General features: G+C 67.5%; 11 protein-coding genes. 6 read left to right on the top strand and 5 right to left on the bottom strand.

Annotation, left to right across the window (positions count from 1 at the left end):
• Window positions 1–8 precede the first annotated feature (8 nt).
• The gene (locus AC4ELS_RS25770; RefSeq protein ID WP_498889419.1) at window positions 9–755 is read left to right on the top strand and encodes a class I SAM-dependent methyltransferase; all 747 of its coding nucleotides are present in this window, start codon (window positions 9–11) and stop codon (window positions 753–755) included.
• Window positions 756–779: 24 nt separating this feature from the next.
• Here the strand turns inward: AC4ELS_RS25770 and AC4ELS_RS25765 are convergent, their stop codons facing one another.
• Together AC4ELS_RS25765 and AC4ELS_RS25760 are read right to left on the bottom strand one after the other, a co-directional pair.
• Entirely contained in the window at window positions 780–2,204 is a 1,425-nt protein-coding gene (locus AC4ELS_RS25765) for an aldehyde dehydrogenase family protein (RefSeq protein WP_499049835.1), read from the bottom strand.
• Between the two features lie 219 nt (window positions 2,205–2,423).
• Window positions 2,424–3,104: a guanylate cyclase gene (locus tag AC4ELS_RS25760; protein ID WP_463795133.1), complete on the bottom strand. Its 681-nt coding sequence runs from the start codon at window positions 3,102–3,104 to the stop codon at window positions 2,424–2,426.
• A 41-nt stretch (window positions 3,105–3,145) separates the two neighbouring features.
• On the opposite strand from AC4ELS_RS25760, the gene AC4ELS_RS25755 reads away from it, so the two are divergent.
• Window positions 3,146–3,316 carry a hypothetical protein gene (locus AC4ELS_RS25755; RefSeq protein WP_110917029.1) on the top strand — a complete coding sequence of 57 codons (171 nt, stop codon included), beginning with the start codon at window positions 3,146–3,148 and terminating at the stop codon, window positions 3,314–3,316.
• Window positions 3,317–3,319: 3 nt separating this feature from the next.
• Here the strand turns inward: AC4ELS_RS25755 and AC4ELS_RS25750 are convergent, their stop codons facing one another.
• Complete coding sequence (locus AC4ELS_RS25750; RefSeq protein ID WP_499049832.1) at window positions 3,320–4,984, bottom strand: FAD-binding protein; 1,665 nt, start codon at window positions 4,982–4,984, stop codon at window positions 3,320–3,322.
• A gap of 128 nt (window positions 4,985–5,112) precedes the next feature.
• On the opposite strand from AC4ELS_RS25750, the gene AC4ELS_RS25745 reads away from it, so the two are divergent.
• From AC4ELS_RS25745 to AC4ELS_RS25730, 4 genes are all read left to right on the top strand, one after another.
• The gene (locus AC4ELS_RS25745; RefSeq protein ID WP_499049829.1) at window positions 5,113–7,884 is read left to right on the top strand and encodes a helix-turn-helix transcriptional regulator; all 2,772 of its coding nucleotides are present in this window, start codon (window positions 5,113–5,115) and stop codon (window positions 7,882–7,884) included.
• 104 nt (window positions 7,885–7,988) lie between these two features.
• Window positions 7,989–8,621, top strand: a complete 633-nt coding sequence (locus AC4ELS_RS25740; RefSeq protein ID WP_499049826.1) for a sigma-70 family RNA polymerase sigma factor — start codon at window positions 7,989–7,991, stop codon at window positions 8,619–8,621.
• A complete protein-coding gene (locus tag AC4ELS_RS25735; RefSeq protein WP_499049823.1) occupies window positions 8,618–11,446 on the top strand; it encodes a LuxR C-terminal-related transcriptional regulator in 2,829 nt (942 codons plus the stop codon). The genes AC4ELS_RS25740 and AC4ELS_RS25735 overlap by 4 nt, the downstream gene beginning before the upstream one ends.
• A 40-nt stretch (window positions 11,447–11,486) precedes the next feature.
• The gene (locus tag AC4ELS_RS25730; RefSeq protein WP_499049820.1) at window positions 11,487–14,327 is read left to right on the top strand and encodes an AAA family ATPase; all 2,841 of its coding nucleotides are present in this window, start codon (window positions 11,487–11,489) and stop codon (window positions 14,325–14,327) included.
• On the opposite strand, the gene AC4ELS_RS25725 is transcribed toward AC4ELS_RS25730, so the two are convergent.
• Both AC4ELS_RS25725 and AC4ELS_RS25720 read right to left on the bottom strand, forming a co-directional pair.
• Window positions 14,285–17,224, bottom strand: coding sequence for an aminotransferase (locus tag AC4ELS_RS25725; protein ID WP_499049818.1), 2,940 nt, complete (start codon window positions 17,222–17,224; stop codon window positions 14,285–14,287). The two genes, AC4ELS_RS25730 and AC4ELS_RS25725, sit on opposite strands and share 43 nt — an antisense overlap.
• Complete coding sequence (locus AC4ELS_RS25720; protein ID WP_448442408.1) at window positions 17,221–18,057, bottom strand: alpha/beta fold hydrolase; 837 nt, start codon at window positions 18,055–18,057, stop codon at window positions 17,221–17,223. The genes AC4ELS_RS25725 and AC4ELS_RS25720 overlap by 4 nt, the downstream gene beginning before the upstream one ends.
• Window positions 18,058–18,173: the final 116 nt, after the last annotated feature.

Here is an 18,173-nt window from a genome sequence, read left to right as displayed (position 1 = left end):
ATTTCGAGGTGAGCTTCGAGGTTCCGCCGGACGCCTATGCGCGATTCATGGGCCGGTACGCCGAGCCTCTTGCGAAGGTCTTTGCGGCGTTTTCCGGGGTGAACGCCGGCGACAACGTACTCGACGTCGGTTGTGGGCCGGGTGCACTGACGGCGCATCTGCTGTCGGTCGGAGCCCGGGTTTCGGCAATCGATCCGTCACCCCCGTTCGTCGTCGCGATCCGTGCGCGCTTCCCGGATGTCGACGTGCGCGAGGGCACGGCAGAGGAATTGCCCTATGGCGCGGCTGCCTTCGATGCGGCCCTCGCCCAGTTGGTGGTGCACTTCATGACGGATCCGGTGGTCGGCATCGGGCAGATGGCCCGCGTCACGCGGCGTGGCGGAATCGTCGCAGCATGCGTTTGGGACGGGCCGACCGGCGCACTGGCACCATTCTGGGAGGCCGTTCACCTGATCGAACCTGACGCCGAGGACGAAGCGCTACTTTCCGGTGCTCACCGAGGGCAGCTGACCGAGATATTCGAGGCCGCCGGACTGCGTGACGTGCAAGAGCGTCCGATTGCCGCCGATGTGGTGCATCCGACGTTCGAGGAGTGGTGGGAGCCATACACATTCGGTGTCGGCCCGGCTGGTGACTATGTTCAGAGCCTCGACGACGCCCATCGTGCTCGACTCGAATCGGTGGCGCGCGAACATCTCGGCAGTGGCCCCTTCACGGTTACCGCCACCGCGTGGGCCGCGCGCGGGACGGTCTGACCGGAACCGGTGACGCTCTAGCGGTCAGAACAGCTTGCGCGCCAGCTTCCAGGCCCGGTCGCTGTAGGGCGGGTACAGCATCTTGGACAGGTCAGGCCGGGCGGGTTTGGTGAGCACCGTCTTGGAATGGCTGAACTCCTGGAAGCCCCATCGCCCGTGGTAGGCGCCCATCCCGGAGTTGCCGACGCCACCGAACGGCAGTCGGGTGGTCGATGCCTGGAATGCCACGTGGTTGATCAGCATTCCGCCTGCCGACACCTCGGACACCACGCGATTGCGGACCGCGCGGGATCGGCTGAAGAGGTACGCGGCAAGCGGTTTCGGGCGGGAGTTCACGAAATCGATGGCATCGTCAAGGGAATCGACGGTCACCACCGGCAGGATCGGCCCGAAGATCTCCTCGGTCATCAGCGGTTCTGAAGGGGAGGGATCCAGGACCACGGTCGGCTCGACCGTGAGTGACGAGTGGTCGAGTCCGCCTCCGAAGACGATCTCCCCGCGGGTATCGATCAGGTACTCACTCAGTCGCTCAAGGTGATCGAGGTTCAAGACCCGCATGCCTTTTGGCTGGTCCACCCGCTGACGAACCCAGGCATCGCACAGCCCGTCGACGAATCGCTCGGCGACGTCGCGGTGAGCGAGCACATAGTCAGGGGCGACGCATACCTGGCCGGAGTTGATGAGCTTGGTCCACGCGACCCGGGAGGCTGCGACATCGACGTCGCAGTCGTCGGCGAGGATCACCGGGCTCTTGCCGCCCAATTCCAGAGTGACGGGTGTCAGATGTCGCGCTGCCGCCGCGAGAATCTTGCGGCCGGTCTCGGCGCCACCGGTGAACAAGATGCGGTCGAATTCCTGTTTGAGCAACAGCTCGCTGGTCGAGCGTGCGCCTTCGACCACGGCGATGGCATCGTGATCGAGATAGCGCGGAACAAGCTCGGCCAGCAGTTGTGATGTTCGCGGTGCGAACTCAGAAGGCTTGATCAGTACGGTGTTTCCCGCCGAAATGGCGCCGATGGCGGGCCCGAGCGTCAGAAGGTAGGGCAGGTTCCAAGTCCCGATGATCAGGACGGTTCCGTAGGGTTCGTACTCGACCCAGCCCCGTCCCGGCAACTGGGGCAACTCGAGCATCCTCCGGTCGCGGCGCATCCAACGCTTGACATGCTTTGCGGCGTAACGGGCTTCGGCCACCGTGCCCGCGATATCGGTCAACCAGGATTCGAAGGGCGCGCGGCCGAGATCTGCCGACAGCGCATCGATGATCTCCGTCTCGTTGTCGGTCATCATCTGTGCGAGTCGGTTCAGCTGATCTGATCGCCATTGCGCCGATCGCGTCCGGCCGCTGTCGAAGGTGGCCCGCAGGGTCTTGATGATTCGACTGATGTAGACCTCGGTCGCCTCGTCATCGACCGCTGCGTCGTTGCCGTTCCTGGATGTTGTTCCCGTCATCGCTGCCCCCGGTGAGTGAATATGTATTCACATAGATTCTCGACAGTGTGTTCTATTTCCACTATCAGACCTGATAGAGACCCGTATCTATCAAGAATGGACATTAACATAATGCCGCGTGCGGGGGAACCGTGTGCAGGCCGGGCACCACTCTTGACCGATTGATCCGGGCGGGCTCGTTGATCCGAGGAATCGACTACCCGTCGGGCCATGTCGGTCTCAGTCGACGATTACCGAGACTTCGTCACCCAGCCGGTAGCCCACGGCCAGGGGCAATTGATCGCCGCTCCAGAACGAGCCGGGATCGAACCAGTTGTAATGCTTCTCGGTGGTCAGCAGGCCCATCTCCTCGTAGGTGATGGCCACGGTTTCGGCGCAGTAGGCGGTCTCCAGCCCGACCTGGCGGCTGCGCGCCTTCTTGCGGTCGGCTGACTCGCGAACCTTCTTGTGCACAAAGGGAATTCCGCGGGTGAAGTCGCTGACGATCGGTACCCGCCCGCGCAGCCAGCGTCCGGTCAGTCGCGCGGTGGTGGGGAAGGCGGTGCCGTTCATCCGGGCGATCACCTTGAGCAGCTGGTCTTCCTGCTCGCGCGACGCGAAGGGGGTGAGCTGACGCAACCAGCAGCGTTGCCCGTAGCTGTGCGCCCATCGTTCGACGACTTCGCGGGCATCGTTGAGTTGCACCCCGCGGTGGTTGGTGCCGGTCCATACGTCGAGCATCTTGTCGCCGAGTTCGGCGTGCCAGATCAGCGGAGGCAGGTCATCGATGGCCACCGTCATCCCGACGTGGTTGACCGGGCTGTTGGTGAGGGTCTGGATCGCCCGGTCTGGTCCGGAGCCGCCGCGGAACAGCCAGATGTCACCGGTCCGGGTCTCCTCGAGCGCCTTGGTCAACGACACGGTGTTCGCTTTCACAAGCGCAGCTTATGCACACTGGGTGCATGCGAAGCATGTGGAAGTGGGTGGGACTGGCCGGTGTCGCCGGGGTCGTGGCGGGCGGCGTCATGGTGGCGCGTGATCAGCGCCGCCGAAATGCCTACACCCCGCAGGATATTCGCGAGCGTCTGCACCAGCGATTGGCCGAGGCCGAGCACGGCGAGCCGAAGCGCTGAGTCCTACTGCATCAACTCGGCAATGTCGGTAGGGATCGGTGCGACCGGCTCGCGGCGCACGCCGTGGTGCGGTGACCACACCAGGTTCACCTGCAGCGCCGGGTCGAGATCGGGGTAGTCGGAACGGATGTGACAGCCCCGGGTCTCGCGTCGTTCCAGCGCGCACTCGAGCGTGGCACGGGCAGAAAGCACTGCAGACCGGAGGGCGAAGGCGTGTGCCAGGTCCGCGAAGCCGCTGATGTCGGTGTGCACACCCACGTCGGCCATGCGTGCCTCGATCTCCCCGAGCGCTGCCAATCCGGAGAGCAGGCCGGCCTCGTCTCGGACCACTCCGGCGTGCTCGGTCATCAGGTTGCGGACCGCACGCTGCAACCCGCGGATGTTCTCGCTGCCATCGGCGGCCAGCAGTCGGTCGACTCGCGCCTCAGCTTCACGGACCGCCGCCAGTGACCGACGCTGGGCGGTGAGCCGCGCCGAGTAGTCGGCTGCGGCTTGCCCGGTCAGCCGGCCGTAGACCATCACCGCGATCAAGGAGTTTCCGTCCAGCAGGCCTGCGCCGTGCAATCCGGTGGTGGCTTCGCCGGTGACGAACAGCCCGTCGACCTCGGTGCCATGGTCCTGGGGCCGGTCCGCGATCCCGCCCAACGAGTAGTGCGCGGTCGGGGCCACCTCGATCGGGTCCCGGGTGACGTCGCGCCCCTGGAGCTCCAACACGGTCTGGTAGACCTGCGGCAGTCGGGTCATGACCTTCTCGGCAGGCAGATGCGACAGGTCCAGCCAGACCCCGCCGGTCCGGGTGCCGCGCCCCGCCTTGATCTCGGCGTAGGACGCCATCGCGGCCCGGTCCCGACCGGCGCGCTCCAGGTGCTCGGGGTCGTAGCGGGTCATGAACCGTTCGCCGACGGTGTTCAGTAGTAAACCGCCCTCTTCGCACACCGAATCGCTGATCAGCGTCCCTGCCACGTTCTCGGGACCGAGTAAGCCGAACGGCCGGAACTGCACCAGCTCGGCGTCTCGCAACCGGGCGCCCGCCTCGACGGCGAGGCGAAACGAGTCGCCGGTGTTCTCGTCCCGGCGGGCCGATGTCCGGCGCCAGATCCGGGTGTGGCCACCTGTCGCCAGGACGACCGCATCGGCGTGCACGAGATACCGTGCGCCGTCGACGAGATCGAAGCCGTAGGCGCCGAAGACCGCTCCGTCGTTCACCAGGATCTGAGTCACATAAACCGTCGGGTGGATCGGGATCCCGAGCCGGACTGCGTGTTCGCGCAGGACGCGTTGCACCTCGCCGGCGTCGGCCTTGCGCCGGTACGGATGGGTCCCGGCGGTCCGGCCTGCGTCGGGTCGCTCGACGCGCATGCCGAAGCGCTCCAGGTCATGGATGCCTTGGGTGGCGCCCTGGGCGACCCGCTGCACGGTGCGAGGATCGGCCAGTAGGCGGCTTTCCAGCAGAGTGTCGGCCGCGTGTTGTTCCCAGCCGTCGGCGGTGTCCAGCGCCGCGTTGATCCCACTGAGGGTCAGACCGGTGTGATCGTCATCCGGTGTGTGCTTGCCCACTGCCGTGACCGCCACCCCGGCCTCGGCGAGTTCGATGGCCACTCGCAGCCCGGCGGCCCCGACCCCCACCACCAGGACAGATGTGGCGAGCTGATGTTCGCGGGGTGACATGGAATCTCCTGGGGCAGACGGCCGGTTATAAGTACCGACCGGGCGGCGTCACGGTTTGTGACAATCCCGGTAGATTTCTCGCCAGCCGTGCACACCCGTGCCGCCCAGCCCTGCCAGGAGCCGTACGCATGAGTGCCAGCCCGTTGCCCAACCTGGTTGGCAGGCAACGCGAGTGCACCCAGCTGACCGACCTGCTCAGCGGGCTGCGCCGCGGTGAGTCCGGGGTAGCGGTGATCCGGGGCGAGGCCGGTATCGGGAAATCGGTGCTTTTGGAGTACGTGGCGGCCCAGGCCGCGGGGATGACCGTGACCACCGCCCGCGGGATCGAGGCGGACATGGAGCTGGCCTATGCCGGCCTGCACCAACTCTGCGCACCGTTTCTCAGCACGATCGATGCGCTGCCCGAGCCGCAGCGAGATGCGCTGCGGGTCGCCTTCGGATTGGCGGCGGGGGACCCGCCGGATCGGTTCCTGGTCGGCTTGGCGGTGTTGACCCTGCTCACCCGGGCCTCGGAGGCCAAGCCCGTACTGGTCATCGTCGACGACGCCCAGTGGCTGGATCAGGTGTCGGTGCTGACGTTGGAGTTCGTGGCACGCCGGCTGCTGGCCGAGGCGGTCGCGATGGTGTACTCCGTGCGCCATCCGGAGGGCCACGCGGTGCTCAGGGATCTACCCGAGCTGCGGCTCGGCGGGCTGGATCCAGCGGCGGCGAGCGAGCTGTTGGAGGGCGCCGTGGAGGGGCGGCTGGAGGAGCGGGTACGGGATCGGCTGGTAGCCGAGACCTCCGGCAATCCGCTGGCACTGCTCGAGCTCTACCGCGGCCGCAGTGCCGCCGAGCTCGCCTACGGCGTCGAGACGGGGACTGCGACAATTCGTGAATCGGTGTCGAGCCGCGTCGAACAGGACTTCGCCGACCGCATCCAGATGCTGCCTGCGCAGACCCGAACGCTGCTGTTGATCGCGGCAGCAGAGCCGATCGGGGAGGCGCGGCTACTGGTGCGCGCGGCGGACGCGATGAACATCGCGCCCGATGCCGCGCCCGCGAAGGCGGCCGGTCTGATCGAATTCGGTGAGTCCGTCCGGTTCCGCCACCCACTGGTGCGCTCGGCGGTGTACCGGCAGGCCGATCCCGAGCAGCGCCGGGCCGTGCACCGGGCGCTGGCGGCCGTCACCGACCCGGTACTCGATCCGGACCGGTGTGCCTGGCACGCGGCAGAGGCGGCCGACGGGCCCGACGAGGAGGTCGCGGCGGGTTTGGACCACGCGGCAGGCCGGGCGCGGCAGCGCGGTGGCATGGCGGCCGAGGCGGTTCTACTGGAACGCGCCACCGAGTTGACCCCGGACCTCTGGCAGCGCGGGCGACGGGCGCTCGCCGCCGCCGAGGCCCATTTCTCGGCCGCCTCCCCGGATCGTGCCACCGAGTTGGCAACCATGGCCAGCTTGTGCCCGCTCGACCCGCTGGACCAGGCCCGGCTGGCGCGTCTGCGGGCCCGAATCCTGTTCGGCCGCAGTCGTAGTGACGAAGCTGCGCCGTTGCTGCTCGACGCCGCTGCGCAATTCGCGGCCGCCGGCTCACCATTGGCCCGCGAGACGTACCTGGAGGCGATCAGCGCAACGGTCTTCGCCGGCCGGGTCCACGGCGCGGCCGGTGCCAAGGCCGCGGCAGTCGCCGCCCGGGCCTCCGGCGCTCCGCCGTCGAACTCCGCGGCCGCGGACCTGTTGCTCGACGGTGTTGCCACCCTGTTGGCCGACGGTTATGAGACCGGCGTGCCTGCGTTGCGCCGGGCCTTCGAGCCCTTCGCGCAGGAGGAACTGCACAGCCGCGAGGCGACGATGCGATGGCTGCTGCTGGTGCCGGTCGCGCTGGAATCGTTCATCCACTACGGGTGGGATCTGCCCGCGTGGGACTCCTTCGCCACCCGTGCCGTGCGGCTCGCGCGTGACATCGGTGCGCTCGGGGTGTTGCCGCCGGCGCTGATCTACCTGGGCGGCGTCTACATCCACCATGGCGACTTCGCCACCGCGGCCCGCATGATCGATGAGGCCGACGCGATCTCCGCGGCGACCGGACAATCCCCTCACGCCTATGCCTCGCTGGTGCTGGCCGCATGGCGCGGTGAGGAAGAGGGCGCCGCGGGCCCGATCGCCGAGGCCAAAGCCCGTGCTGCCCAACACGGCGAGGTCTCCCTGCTAGGGGTCGCCGGCTACATCCAGGGATTGCTCTACAACGGCCTGGCCCGATACGACGAGGCACTCGCGGTCGCCCAGGCGGGCATCGAGCACGACGGCTACAACTTCACCGGCTTGTCGTTGGTCGAGCATGTCGAAGCTGCGGTGCGGTGCGGTGAGCTCGAGGCGGCTCGGTCATCGCTGGACCGTCTGGTCGAACTGACCCGCGCGGCCGGTTCCGGCTGGGCCCGCGGCATCAGCGCGCGCAGCCGCGCCTTGCTCACCGACGGTGACGAGGCGGACGCGCTGTATCGCACGGCCATCGAGGAACTTGCCCGCGACCGCGTGGTGGTCGAGGTGGCACGCACCCACCTGCTGTACGGCGAATGGTTGCGCCGGAACCGTCGGCGGGCACTGGCGCGGGAGCACCTCCGCACCGCACACCAGATGTTCGATGGCATGGGAGCCACGGCGTTCGCCGAACGGGCGCGGCGCGAACTGCTGGCCACCGGTGAGCACGTGCGAAGCCGGGAAACCGGGCCGACGACCAGTCTGACCCCGCAGGAGGCACAGATCGCCGCGTTGGCCGCCGCTGGAATGACCAACCCGAAGATCGGCGCGGAACTCTTCCTCAGCCCACACACCGTGGAATGGCACCTGCGCAAGGTGTACGCGAAGCTCGGCATCAGCTCCCGCCGCGAGCTGCCGGGTGCCCTGGCACCGTCGGCCTAGCCCCGGTACGTAGCCGGCCCGCGTAGTCCGTGGTGCACACCCCACGGACTCGACCACGCAGTTCCGTGGCGCGACGGAGGCCCCGTGGCATCCAGGGTGGAGGTATGTCGACACCGGATGAACTGGACCTGGCTCTCGACATCTTTCTCACACATCGCACGCGGCTGTTCGGTATCGCCTACCGAGTCACCGGCGAGGTGTGCGGTGCCGAAGACCTGGTCCAGGAGGCCTGGCTGCGGTGGCAGCGCACCGATCGCACGATCGTGGAAAACCCGGCCGCATTTCTGACCACCACCACGACCAACCTCGCGATCAACGTCATCCAGTCGGCCCGGTACCGCCACGAGGCACCGACCGCGTCGCCGTTGGACTACCTGATCGACACCGTCGACGACGAGCCCGTGTCGCGGACCGAGCAGACCGCTCTGGTCGAGGAGCTGCTGGCCCTGCTGATGGTGAGGTTGACGCCGGCGGAGCTCGCCGCCTACGTGCTGCGCAAAGGCTTTGAATACACCTACGTCGACATCGCAGCGCTCCTGCGGACGAGTGTGGCGAACACGCGGCAACTGGTCCGCCGGGCCCAGACCCGGCTCGTTACCGGTGAGCGTGCCTCAGCGGTCCTGATCGCCACGCACCGCCGGCTTGCCAACGCGTTCTTGCGGGCCGCGCGCACCGGCGACCGCCGAGATCTGGAGCGGCTCCTCACCGGCGAGTACGCCGGCTCACGGGCCGCATGAGGGCCGAAACCTCAGGCCGGTTGGCCTGGACCGTCGAGACACCTCGCGTCGAGGAGATGGAGCGGCTCGACGGAACGCGGGGACGGCTTGTCGGCCGGCGATGGGAGCGCACCACTCTCGACGACATGGTCACGGCGGTGGCGGGCGGTCGCAGTGCAGCACTGGTGCTGCGGGGCGAGGCCGGTATCGGCAAAACCGCGTTGCTCGACTACGTGGGCGACCATGCGCCCGGTTGCCAGGTGGTGCGCATCGCGGGGATCGAGGCGGAGGCGGAGCTGGCTTTCGGCGGGCTGCACCGGCTGTGCGAGCCATTTCGGGAACATTTCGACCGGCTGCCTGTCCCACAGCGGTCGGCGCTCGAAACGGCGTTCGGGCTCAGCGCGGGCACTCCCGCGGACCGGTTCCTCGTCGGCCTGGCAGTCCTGAGCCTGTTGGCGGAGGCGGCGGCGCGGCAGCCCGTGGTGTGTTTGATCGACGATGCGCAATGGTTGGATCGGATTTCCGCTCAGATCTTGTCGTTCGTCGGTCGCCGGCTGCTGGCCGAGCAGGTGGTGCTGCTCTTCGCGGTACGTGAGCCCGTCGTGGAGGATGCCCTGACGGATCTACCCGCGCTGCGGATCGACGGCCTGGGCGATCACGACGCCCGGACTCTGCTGGCACGGGGCTGCCCGGGCCGCGTCGACGACCGGGTGCTCGATCGTATTCTGGCCGAATCCCAGGGGAATCCGCTTGCACTCCTGGAACTTCCACGTGAGGTGACTGCTGCGCAGCTGGCCGTGGCTGCCGACGGGCTCGACGACCATTCGCTGGCCGGCCAGATCGAGCAGGGCTTCCGGCGTCGCCTTGGTTCGTTGTCGTCCGAGGCCCAGCTTCTGGTGTTGCTCGCCGCGGCTGATCCGGTGGGAGATGTGGCGCTGCTGCGGCGCGCGGCCACACAGTTGGATATCGACATCGTCGCCGCGGGCGCCGAAGCACAGGCCGGGGACCTCCTCACGGTCGGCACCATGGTCCGATTCCGGCATCCACTGGTCCGTTCGGCGGCCTACCGTTCGGCGACGACATCGCAGCGGCGGCATGTGCACCGGGCGTTGGCGGAGGCGACCGACCCCGAACACGATCCCGATCGACGCACGTGGCACTTGGCAAGTGCCGCAGGGCACCCCGATGAGGAGGTGGCCTCCGCACTCGAGCTGGCCGCCACCCGCGCCCGCGCCCGCGGGGGTGCTGCCGCGGCGGCGGCATTCCTCGACCGGGCCGCAGAGCTGACCCCTGATCCGCATCGACGTGGCTCCCGCGCGTTGGCCGCTGCGCAGGCCAAGAGCGAAGCAGGTGAGTTCGGCGAGGCTCTCGAACTGCTCGACGACCTCGCGACGCTGCCGTTGAACAAGCGTGAGCATGCCCTGGCCGAACTGGTGCGCGGACGAAGTCTCTTCGCCTTCCGCAGTGCCAGCGCGGGCCTGCCCTCACTGCTCGCTGCTGCCAAACAACTTGAGCCAGTTGACCGTGGTCTCGCGACCGAGACCTACCGCGACGCGTTCTACGCCGCCCTCACCGCCGGCAGATTGCCCGATGAGGTCGGCGTGGAGCAGGTGGCGGCTGCGATCCTGGCGATGCGGCGGCCCACGGACCCGGCTTGCTCAGATCTGCTCCTGGAAGGCGTTTCCCGGATCACGGTTGCGGGTTACGCACAGGGGGCGCCGCTGGTTCATCGTGCCCTCGCGGCCTATCGAACAGGCGAATTCTCCCCAGCGGACGGGCTGGGCTGGCTGCCCTTGGCGTGCCGATTGGCGCACAACACTTGGGAATTCGACGCCTGGTCCACGCTGTCGGCCAGGCTGGTCGAGCTTGCTGTGGACGCCGGCGCACTTGCCGTCCTGCCGTCGGCGCTGCTGCTGCGGCTGTCGAACCGCGTCTATGCAGGTGACCTGGCGGCCTCCGACGCGCTGGTCGCTCAGGCGGCAACGTTGGGCGAGGTCACCGGAAGCAGCTTTTTCGCGCACTACGGCGCCGTGGTCGTCGAACCGTGGCGCGGTGACGAGACACGCACGCGGCAGGCCATCGACCTGATCACCTCCGACCCGTTGCTGCGCAGCGAGGGAAAGGCGCTGACGGCGACGGAATGGGCGGCCGCGGTGCTGTACAACGGGCTCGGCCGGTATGACGAGGCCCTCGCTGCGGCCCGCCGCGGGTCCGCCTACCCGCAGGAGCTTGGACTCTCAACCTGGTCGATGGTCGAGTTGGTCGAGGCGGCAGCAAGATTGGGCCTTCCGGCCGAGGCGGCCGAAGCGGTGCGACACATCGAAGACATTGCTGCGGTGAGTGGTACCGATTGGGTGCGCGGCACAGCGGCCTATGTCAGCGCGCTGGTGGCAGACGGCCCGGTCGCCGAGCAACGCTATCGCGATGCGATCGAGCTTCTCGAGCGTACGGGCGTCCGAATGCTCACTGCACGGGCCTATTTGGTGTATGGCGAGTGGCTGCGGAGCGAACAGCGACGGGGCGAAGCGCGGGAACGCCTCCGCCAGGCATACACCCTGCTGAGCGACTTGGGCGCCGACGGGTTCGCCGAGCGGGCCCGCCGGGAACTCGCCGCCGCGGGGGCAGCGACTTCGGCCAGGGCAACGGGCCGGCGCGTGGTCGACGCCGCATCGCTCACCGCGCAGGAGATGCAGATCGCCCGGCTCGCCGCCGACGGACTGACCAATTCGGAGATCGGCGCGCAACTGTTCATCAGCGCTCACACCGTCGAGTGGCACCTGCGAAAAGTGTTCGGCAAGTTGGGTATCCGTTCCCGTCGGCACATCGCGGCGAAGCTGGGGAAGTAGAGGCTGTCACAAAATCGGCTGCTGTTCGGTCGATATGTGTATGTGGCGGAAACCTTTTCACGATGCGGGCGCGCGTGTCCTGATCGGACGCGATGCCGAATGCCGGGTTCTGGAGGATCTGGTCACGGGAATGCGGAGCGGAGGCAGGGTGCTGGTGCTGCGCGGACAGCGCGGCGTCGGGAAGACCGAACTGCTGAACCACCTTCTCGAGCGGGTCGGGCACTATCGATCGGTACGGGTGACCGGAGTGTCGTTGGATATGGACCTCGACTTCGCCGGTCTACAGCAGTTGTGCCGACCGCTGCTCGGCCACCTCGCCGGGCTGCCGGAAGACCAACGCGACGCACTGGTGGTGGTTCTGGGACTCGGATCCGGTGCGCCGCCGACCGAAAAATTGGTGCAGTCAGCGGTTTTGAATTTGCTGACCGCCGCCTGCCGCGATGAACCGCTGGTCTGGGTTCTCGACGACGCACATTGGCTGGACCCTGCGACGCTGGCCGTTCTGGCCGCTGTGGCGAGGCGGTTGACCACCGAACGGGCCGGGCTGGTGTTCGCGACCTGTGACCTCGGGGTAGACGTGCTGAGCGGGTTGCCCGAGCGCATGATCGGCCCGTTGTCGGATGAGCATGCGCGAGACCTGCTGGGCACGGTGATGATGACCCGACTCGACCCGCGCGTCAGCGATCGGATCATCGCCGAGACCCGGGGTAATCCGCTTGCGTTGGTTTCACTTCCGCATGATCGTGCCGCCGCAGAACTTGCCGGGGCGCTGCGCCGCGGCGACACCCCTTCGGGGGTCAAAAGAATCGAGCTCGACTATGTCGAGTTGATTCGCGCGCTGCCCGAATCGACTCGGCAGCTGCTCCTCGCCGCTGCGGCCGAGCCCGTCGGTGATGCCGCTGTGTTGGGTCGCGTCGCGGACCGGCTTGGGATCACTGCCGACATGCTGGCGCCCGCGGTGGTCGCCCGAGTGATCGAAATCGACTCCGATGTGCGGTTTCTGCACCCCCTGGCCCGGTCGGCCGCTTACCACGCTGCCGACCCGTCCGCACGCCGCGAGATGCACCGTGTACTGGCCGAAGTCACCGATGTCGAGATCGATCCGGACCGCCGGATCTGGCATATCGCCAACGCCGTGACGTGGCCCGACGATGAGGTGGCAGCGCAACTGGAAGTCGCTGCCGGTCATGCGCACGCGCAGATCGGTATGGCCGTTGCCGCAACATTTCTCGAGCGGGCCGCGGTCCTGACATCGGTTCCGGAACTTCGCTGTGACCGCGCGCTGGCCGCAGCGCGGGCCAAGCTCGATGCCGGCGCCTTTTCCGATGCCGACACGTTGCTCGGCGTGGCAGGCCTGGCACCGATGACCGGCCTGCAGCGGGCACGAGCCGCGCGGTTGTCCGCGCAGATGGAGTTCGCCAAGCGGCGCAGCGGCGACGGCGCGGCGGCTTCGTTGAGTGAGATAGCATCCCGGATGAGTGATGCTGCAGTCGAATTCGAGCACTTCGACGCTGAAGTGAGCCTTGAGACGCATCTCGAAGCTCTCGCTGCGGCGATGTACGCAGGCCGGCTCGGAGATATCCCGGCCGTGGCGCGGACGGCCGAGACCGCGCGGTGCGGTATCGAACGCCTATCCACCGGTTCTGGGCCGGTGGGCACCGTGTTGCGGGGCATGACGGCTCAGATCACCGGTGTTCCGTATGCCGGGGAGGGATTGCCGGCGGCGGTGGAGAGGCTGGGCGCGCATCGTCTCGATGCCGATTCCCCGGCGTCGCGGTGGATGGTGCCCGCGCTGCCTCTCATCCAGCAGTCCACGGCCTATGAACTATGTGATGACGGGTTGGTGCACCGGCTCTCCACGGCGGCGGTGCGACGAGTTCGGGCGTCCGACGCGTTGGCGCTGCTTCCGGAGACCCTGGCCTACCGGGCCGTCGTGCACATGTTGGCCGGCGAGCTCGTTTCCGCCGAAGCCCTTCTGACGGAGGCTGATTCGACCTTTCTGTCGACCCGCTACTACTCACCGCTGCGCTATCACTCTCTTGCGCTGGATGCGTGGAAGGGTGATCCGGAAGATCTCGATGCGCTCAAGGCTGGTGCCGAGGCGGCATCGGCCTCTGGGGAAGGCCGGGTGCTGGGCCTGGCCCGATATGCGACCGCCGTGCTCTGCAATGGTCTGGGCCGCTATGAGGAGGCGTTCGTCGCGGCCCAGCAGGCTGCCGAGTATGAGGACCTCGGACTGTACGGCTGGTATCTGGTCGAACTGATCGAGGCGGCGACCCGCATCGGCAACATCGACGCTGCGCAGGAGGCCTGCGGGCGCCTTACCGAGCGTTTATCGGTTCGCGACACGGATTGGGCTCTGGGGACTTTGGCGGGTGCACGGGCTCTGGTGGCCGACGATGGAGATGCCGAGGCTCACTACCGTGAAGCGATCGACCGGTTGGGGCGTACCCGCATCAGGGTCCACCTGGCCCGGGCCCATCTGCGCTACGGAGAATGGCTGCGCCGTCGGAAGCGCCGGTCGGCGGCCAAGGAACAGCTCACCATCGCGCACGACATGTTCCGCACCTTCGGTGCCCGGGCTTTCGCTGATCGTGCCGGGCGCGAGTTGATCGCGAAGGGCGAGCGCGCGGGCCGGCGGCCGGTCGCCGGCGGCGACGTCCTGACGGCTCAGGAGGCACAGATCGCGCGGCTCGCAGCAGCCGGACTGACCAACGCTGCGATCGGAGAGCAGCTGTTCATCAGCACCCACACGGTCGAGTGGCACCTGCGGAAAGTGTTCGCCAAGCTCTCGGTTACCTCTCGTCGGCAACTTCGGGGCTTGTCGGACAGCCTCGCTCACCAGCCTTCGGTAAGTACCCGGTCCAGGGTGTCGGCGTAGAAATCGGCCGCTTCGATGTCGATGCACAACGGCGGCTTGGTTTTCAGGATGTTCTGGTGGTCGCCGGTCGGCTGGATGATCACCCCGAGTTCGAGCATCCGATCACAGATGAGGGCCGTTTCCTCGGTGGCCGGCTCGAGGGTGTCGGGATCGCGGATCATCTCGACGCCGAGGTACAGGCCGACGCCATGGACGGTGCCGATGATCGAGTGCCGCTCGGCCAGTTCCTCCAGTCGCGACTTCAGATGAGCGCCGACGCGGGACGCGTTGCCTTGCAGGTCTTCGTCGTTCAGCACGTCGAGCACCGTCATTCCGATCGCGCATGACAGTGGACTGCCGCCGGTGGAGGAGAAGAAGTAACCCTGGCTGCGGAAGGCCTCGGCGATGGCGCGGCTGGTGACCACCGCCCCCAGCGGATAACCGTTACCGACCGATTTGGCCATCGACACAATGTCGGGGACCACTCCCTGTTGGTCGAAGCCCCAAAACCATTCGCCCAGACGACCGTAGCCGACCTGGACTTCATCCGCGACCGCGTATCCGCCCGCCCCGCGCACCGCCGCGTAGACCTGCTCCAGGTATCCGTCGGGTAGGGCCATGCCGCCGGCATTGCCGTATACCGTCTCGCAGATGAACGCGGCCGGGGCGCGCCCCTCGGCGATCAACTGGTCGATCTGGGCCACCGCGTCCACCGCGTATCGCCCGACCTCACTACCGCGGTACTTGCCGCGGAAGCTGTTGGGCGATTCGACGGTGTGCACCCAATCCGGCCGGGTGGTGAGCGCATTCGGGTTGTCCGCGGTAGAGGTCGACACGGCGTCGGTGCCGTACGTCCAGCCGTGATACGCCTCGCGCATCGCCACCACATCGGGGCGCCCGGCCGCTGCGGTCGCCAACCGCAGCGCCAGGTCACTGGCCTCAGATCCGGAGTTGACCAGAAATACCGTGTCGAGCGGATCTGGCAGGAGCTCGGCCAGGCGTTCGCTGAATTCGACGACGGAGGCGTAGTTGAACCGTGAGTTGGTGTTCAGCTTGCGCAGCTGCCGGGCTGCTGCCGCCGCGACCCGCGGGTGCGCGTGGCCCAACACCGTGACGTTGTTGACCATGTCCAGATAGCAGCGTCCGCTGGTGGACATCAGGAAGTGTCGCCAGCCCCGTTCGATTCGCTGCGGTCGGCGGTAGTAGTGCTCCTGTACGGGTGCGAATGCGCGGTCGCGCCGGACCATCAGATCGGGCTCGGAATCATCGGCGGATAGTGGCGGTAATCCCAGCAGCGGCCGTGGATCTCGGCACAGTGCCAGCCAGCCGGGAGCGAGTGCGGGCGTGGTCAGATGCGGTGCCACCGGCGCGCCGACGGGCCGCACTGCGAGTTCGACACGTCGACTCGGTGCGGCCACGCCCATCCCGTCTCCCGAACCGGCGCTCACTCCGGTCAAAGTCAGCTCGAAGTCGGTGCCGCGGAACGTCACCGCAGAGGCTGAGCGATCGACGATCTCACCGCTGAAAGGCACTACCAGCGGGGTGGATTCAGCAGCCCACATACTGATTCCGGTCGGCACCACGGCCGGCTCGTCCTGGCTCAACGCGGGAGCCTGCGCGATCCGCGGTTGTCCGTACCGGGTCACCACCAGGGCGGCGCCGTCGGCCAGTGCGGCCCTGGCCAATTCGTCTTCGATATCGGGTTTCACCCAGCCGCCGGCCGTGAAGGCGTCGCTCAGATCATCGGACGTCGCACCCAGATCCAGCGTCACCACCGGCCCCGGCACGGTGAGCATCGGCCGGTCAACCGGAACCGGCTCGGGCGGTGCGGCCAGCCCGAGGTCGGCCTTGATCAGCGCCGTCATCACGTCCATCGGCACCGAGGTGGCGGACTCGAACATCTGCCACTCGCCGTCGGACTGCTCGGTGAGGTAGTCGTTGTCCGGGTCGAAACCGGCCTGATGTGCTCCGCTGACGATCAGCACCGCGGTGCGCAGTACCAGCAACGGCCACAACGCTTCTGCCTCGGTAACGCTCAAGGGTCGGATGGCATGGAAGGCTCGGATGCCGGGCAGCACGGCCACCGGGTCGGCTCCGGGATGTTGCAGTACCGAGGACAGTGTGATGGCCAGTTCGCTCACGGCCCAACTGTCGGCCAGATCGCCGAGATCGATGATGCCGTCGGGGTGCACGGTACCGCCGACGCCGCGGGAGACCACGACATTGGCGTCGGTCAGGTCCATGTGCACGGCTTGCCGGGGCAGTGCGTCGGCCAGTGGTGCGATGCGGGCCCACGCCGCATCGGCCGCAGTCTCCAGGCGGGTACGTGCAGCATCGTCGTCGACGTGGACTGCCAGGTGGGATACCACCTCGGCGCCGTAACGCAGGTCCCACTGCAGGATCCGGTCCAGGCCGGGATGGCTGAAACCGGCCAATGCTCGGCTGACCCGTCCGGCCAGTGCACCCAGTTCGGCGACCGTGGCCGGCGGCAGGTAGCCGGACTCGATGAGGGTTCCGCCGGGCAGGTGTCGCAGCAGTCGCACGTAGGCGGTGTCGTCGGTCCGGTTCAGGCCCAGACCGGTTACCGCGGTGAGCTTTTCGCCGCACTGATTGGGCAACGGCTGCGCCACGCGCAAATTCGGTTCGGCTGCTGCGATCAGGTCCGCGGCCAACTCCTGAGCAGTCAGCTCGATCTCGTTGAACGCGGGGTTCGCGATCTTCAGCACCCCGGTGATCGCGTCGTCGCCGTCACCCACCAGGAAATTCTTATCCTGCTGGCTGCCCAGGGATTTCACACTTGCCCGTAGGCCGAAATGGGTGGCCAGGATGTCGCGGGCGGATGATTCGCCGACCTGAGGTGCGGGCAGCTCAGGCTGGCGCAGAAAGTTGAAGCCTACGGTGTCGCGGGTGGCGCTCACCGCCCGACGAACTCCACGACGACCTCGGTGAATGCGTCGTTGTCGTCCCCGGCGGCGGTGTGCCCCGCATCGGACAGCTCGACGAACTCGGCGGCAGGCACCTTCTCCAGAAAGTCCTGCACGCCCTCGGGGCTGACCACATCGGAGAGCTTGCCGCGGATCAGCAGGATCGGGATAGTCAGGTTCATCGCGGCTGATTCCAGCTTGTCCACCCGGGCGAACGGATCGTCCTCGGGCTTGGTGAGGAAGGCCGGATCCCAGTGCCAGTACCAGCGCCCGTCGCGCTGCCGCAGGTTCTTCTTCAGCCCCTCCGGGCTGCGCGGCTTCGTGCGGTGGGGCAGGTAGGCGGAGACCGCCTCGGCAGCCTGTTCGAGGGAGTCGAAACCGTCCACGTTGGTGAACATGAAGTCGCGGATACGCGCGCTACCGCTCTTCTCGAACCGGGGCACCACATCGACCAGCACGAGTTTGGTGACCAGCTCCGGGCCGGCCTCGTGGGACGCCAGGATGCTGGTCAGCCCGCCCATGCTGGCCCCGATCAGCACCACCGGCCGGCCGACTTGATACAGCACGTGCTGCACGTCGGAGCTCAGCGCTTCCACCGAATAGTTCGCGCTGGGGGAGCGGTCGCTGTCGCCGTGACCACGCGCGTCGAGCGCGATCACGTGCAGGCCGTCGTCGGCCAGGATCTGCCCGGTGTTCTTCCAGGAGTACCGGTTCTGCCCGCCGCCGTGAAGTAGCAGAACCGTAGGTCGGCCAGCAGCGGACGCGGCGTCGCGGTTCCATTCGTCGCCGACCAGATTCAGATCGTCGACGCCCCGGAACGTGACGATGCTTGACTCGCTGTGCGCGGTTTTCCCGGTGCTCACGGACATTCCTCTCGGCAGGCCCCGGAAGTCACGTTACCCAGGGGTGTTTTCGTCGCATCTGCGACCCGTGCAAGCGGGCC

The sequence above is a fragment of the Mycobacterium shunyiense genome, from assembly GCF_058270035.1.
The sequence above is the reverse complement of the archived record's forward strand: the minus strand, read 5'-3'. Positions and strand labels throughout refer to the sequence as shown.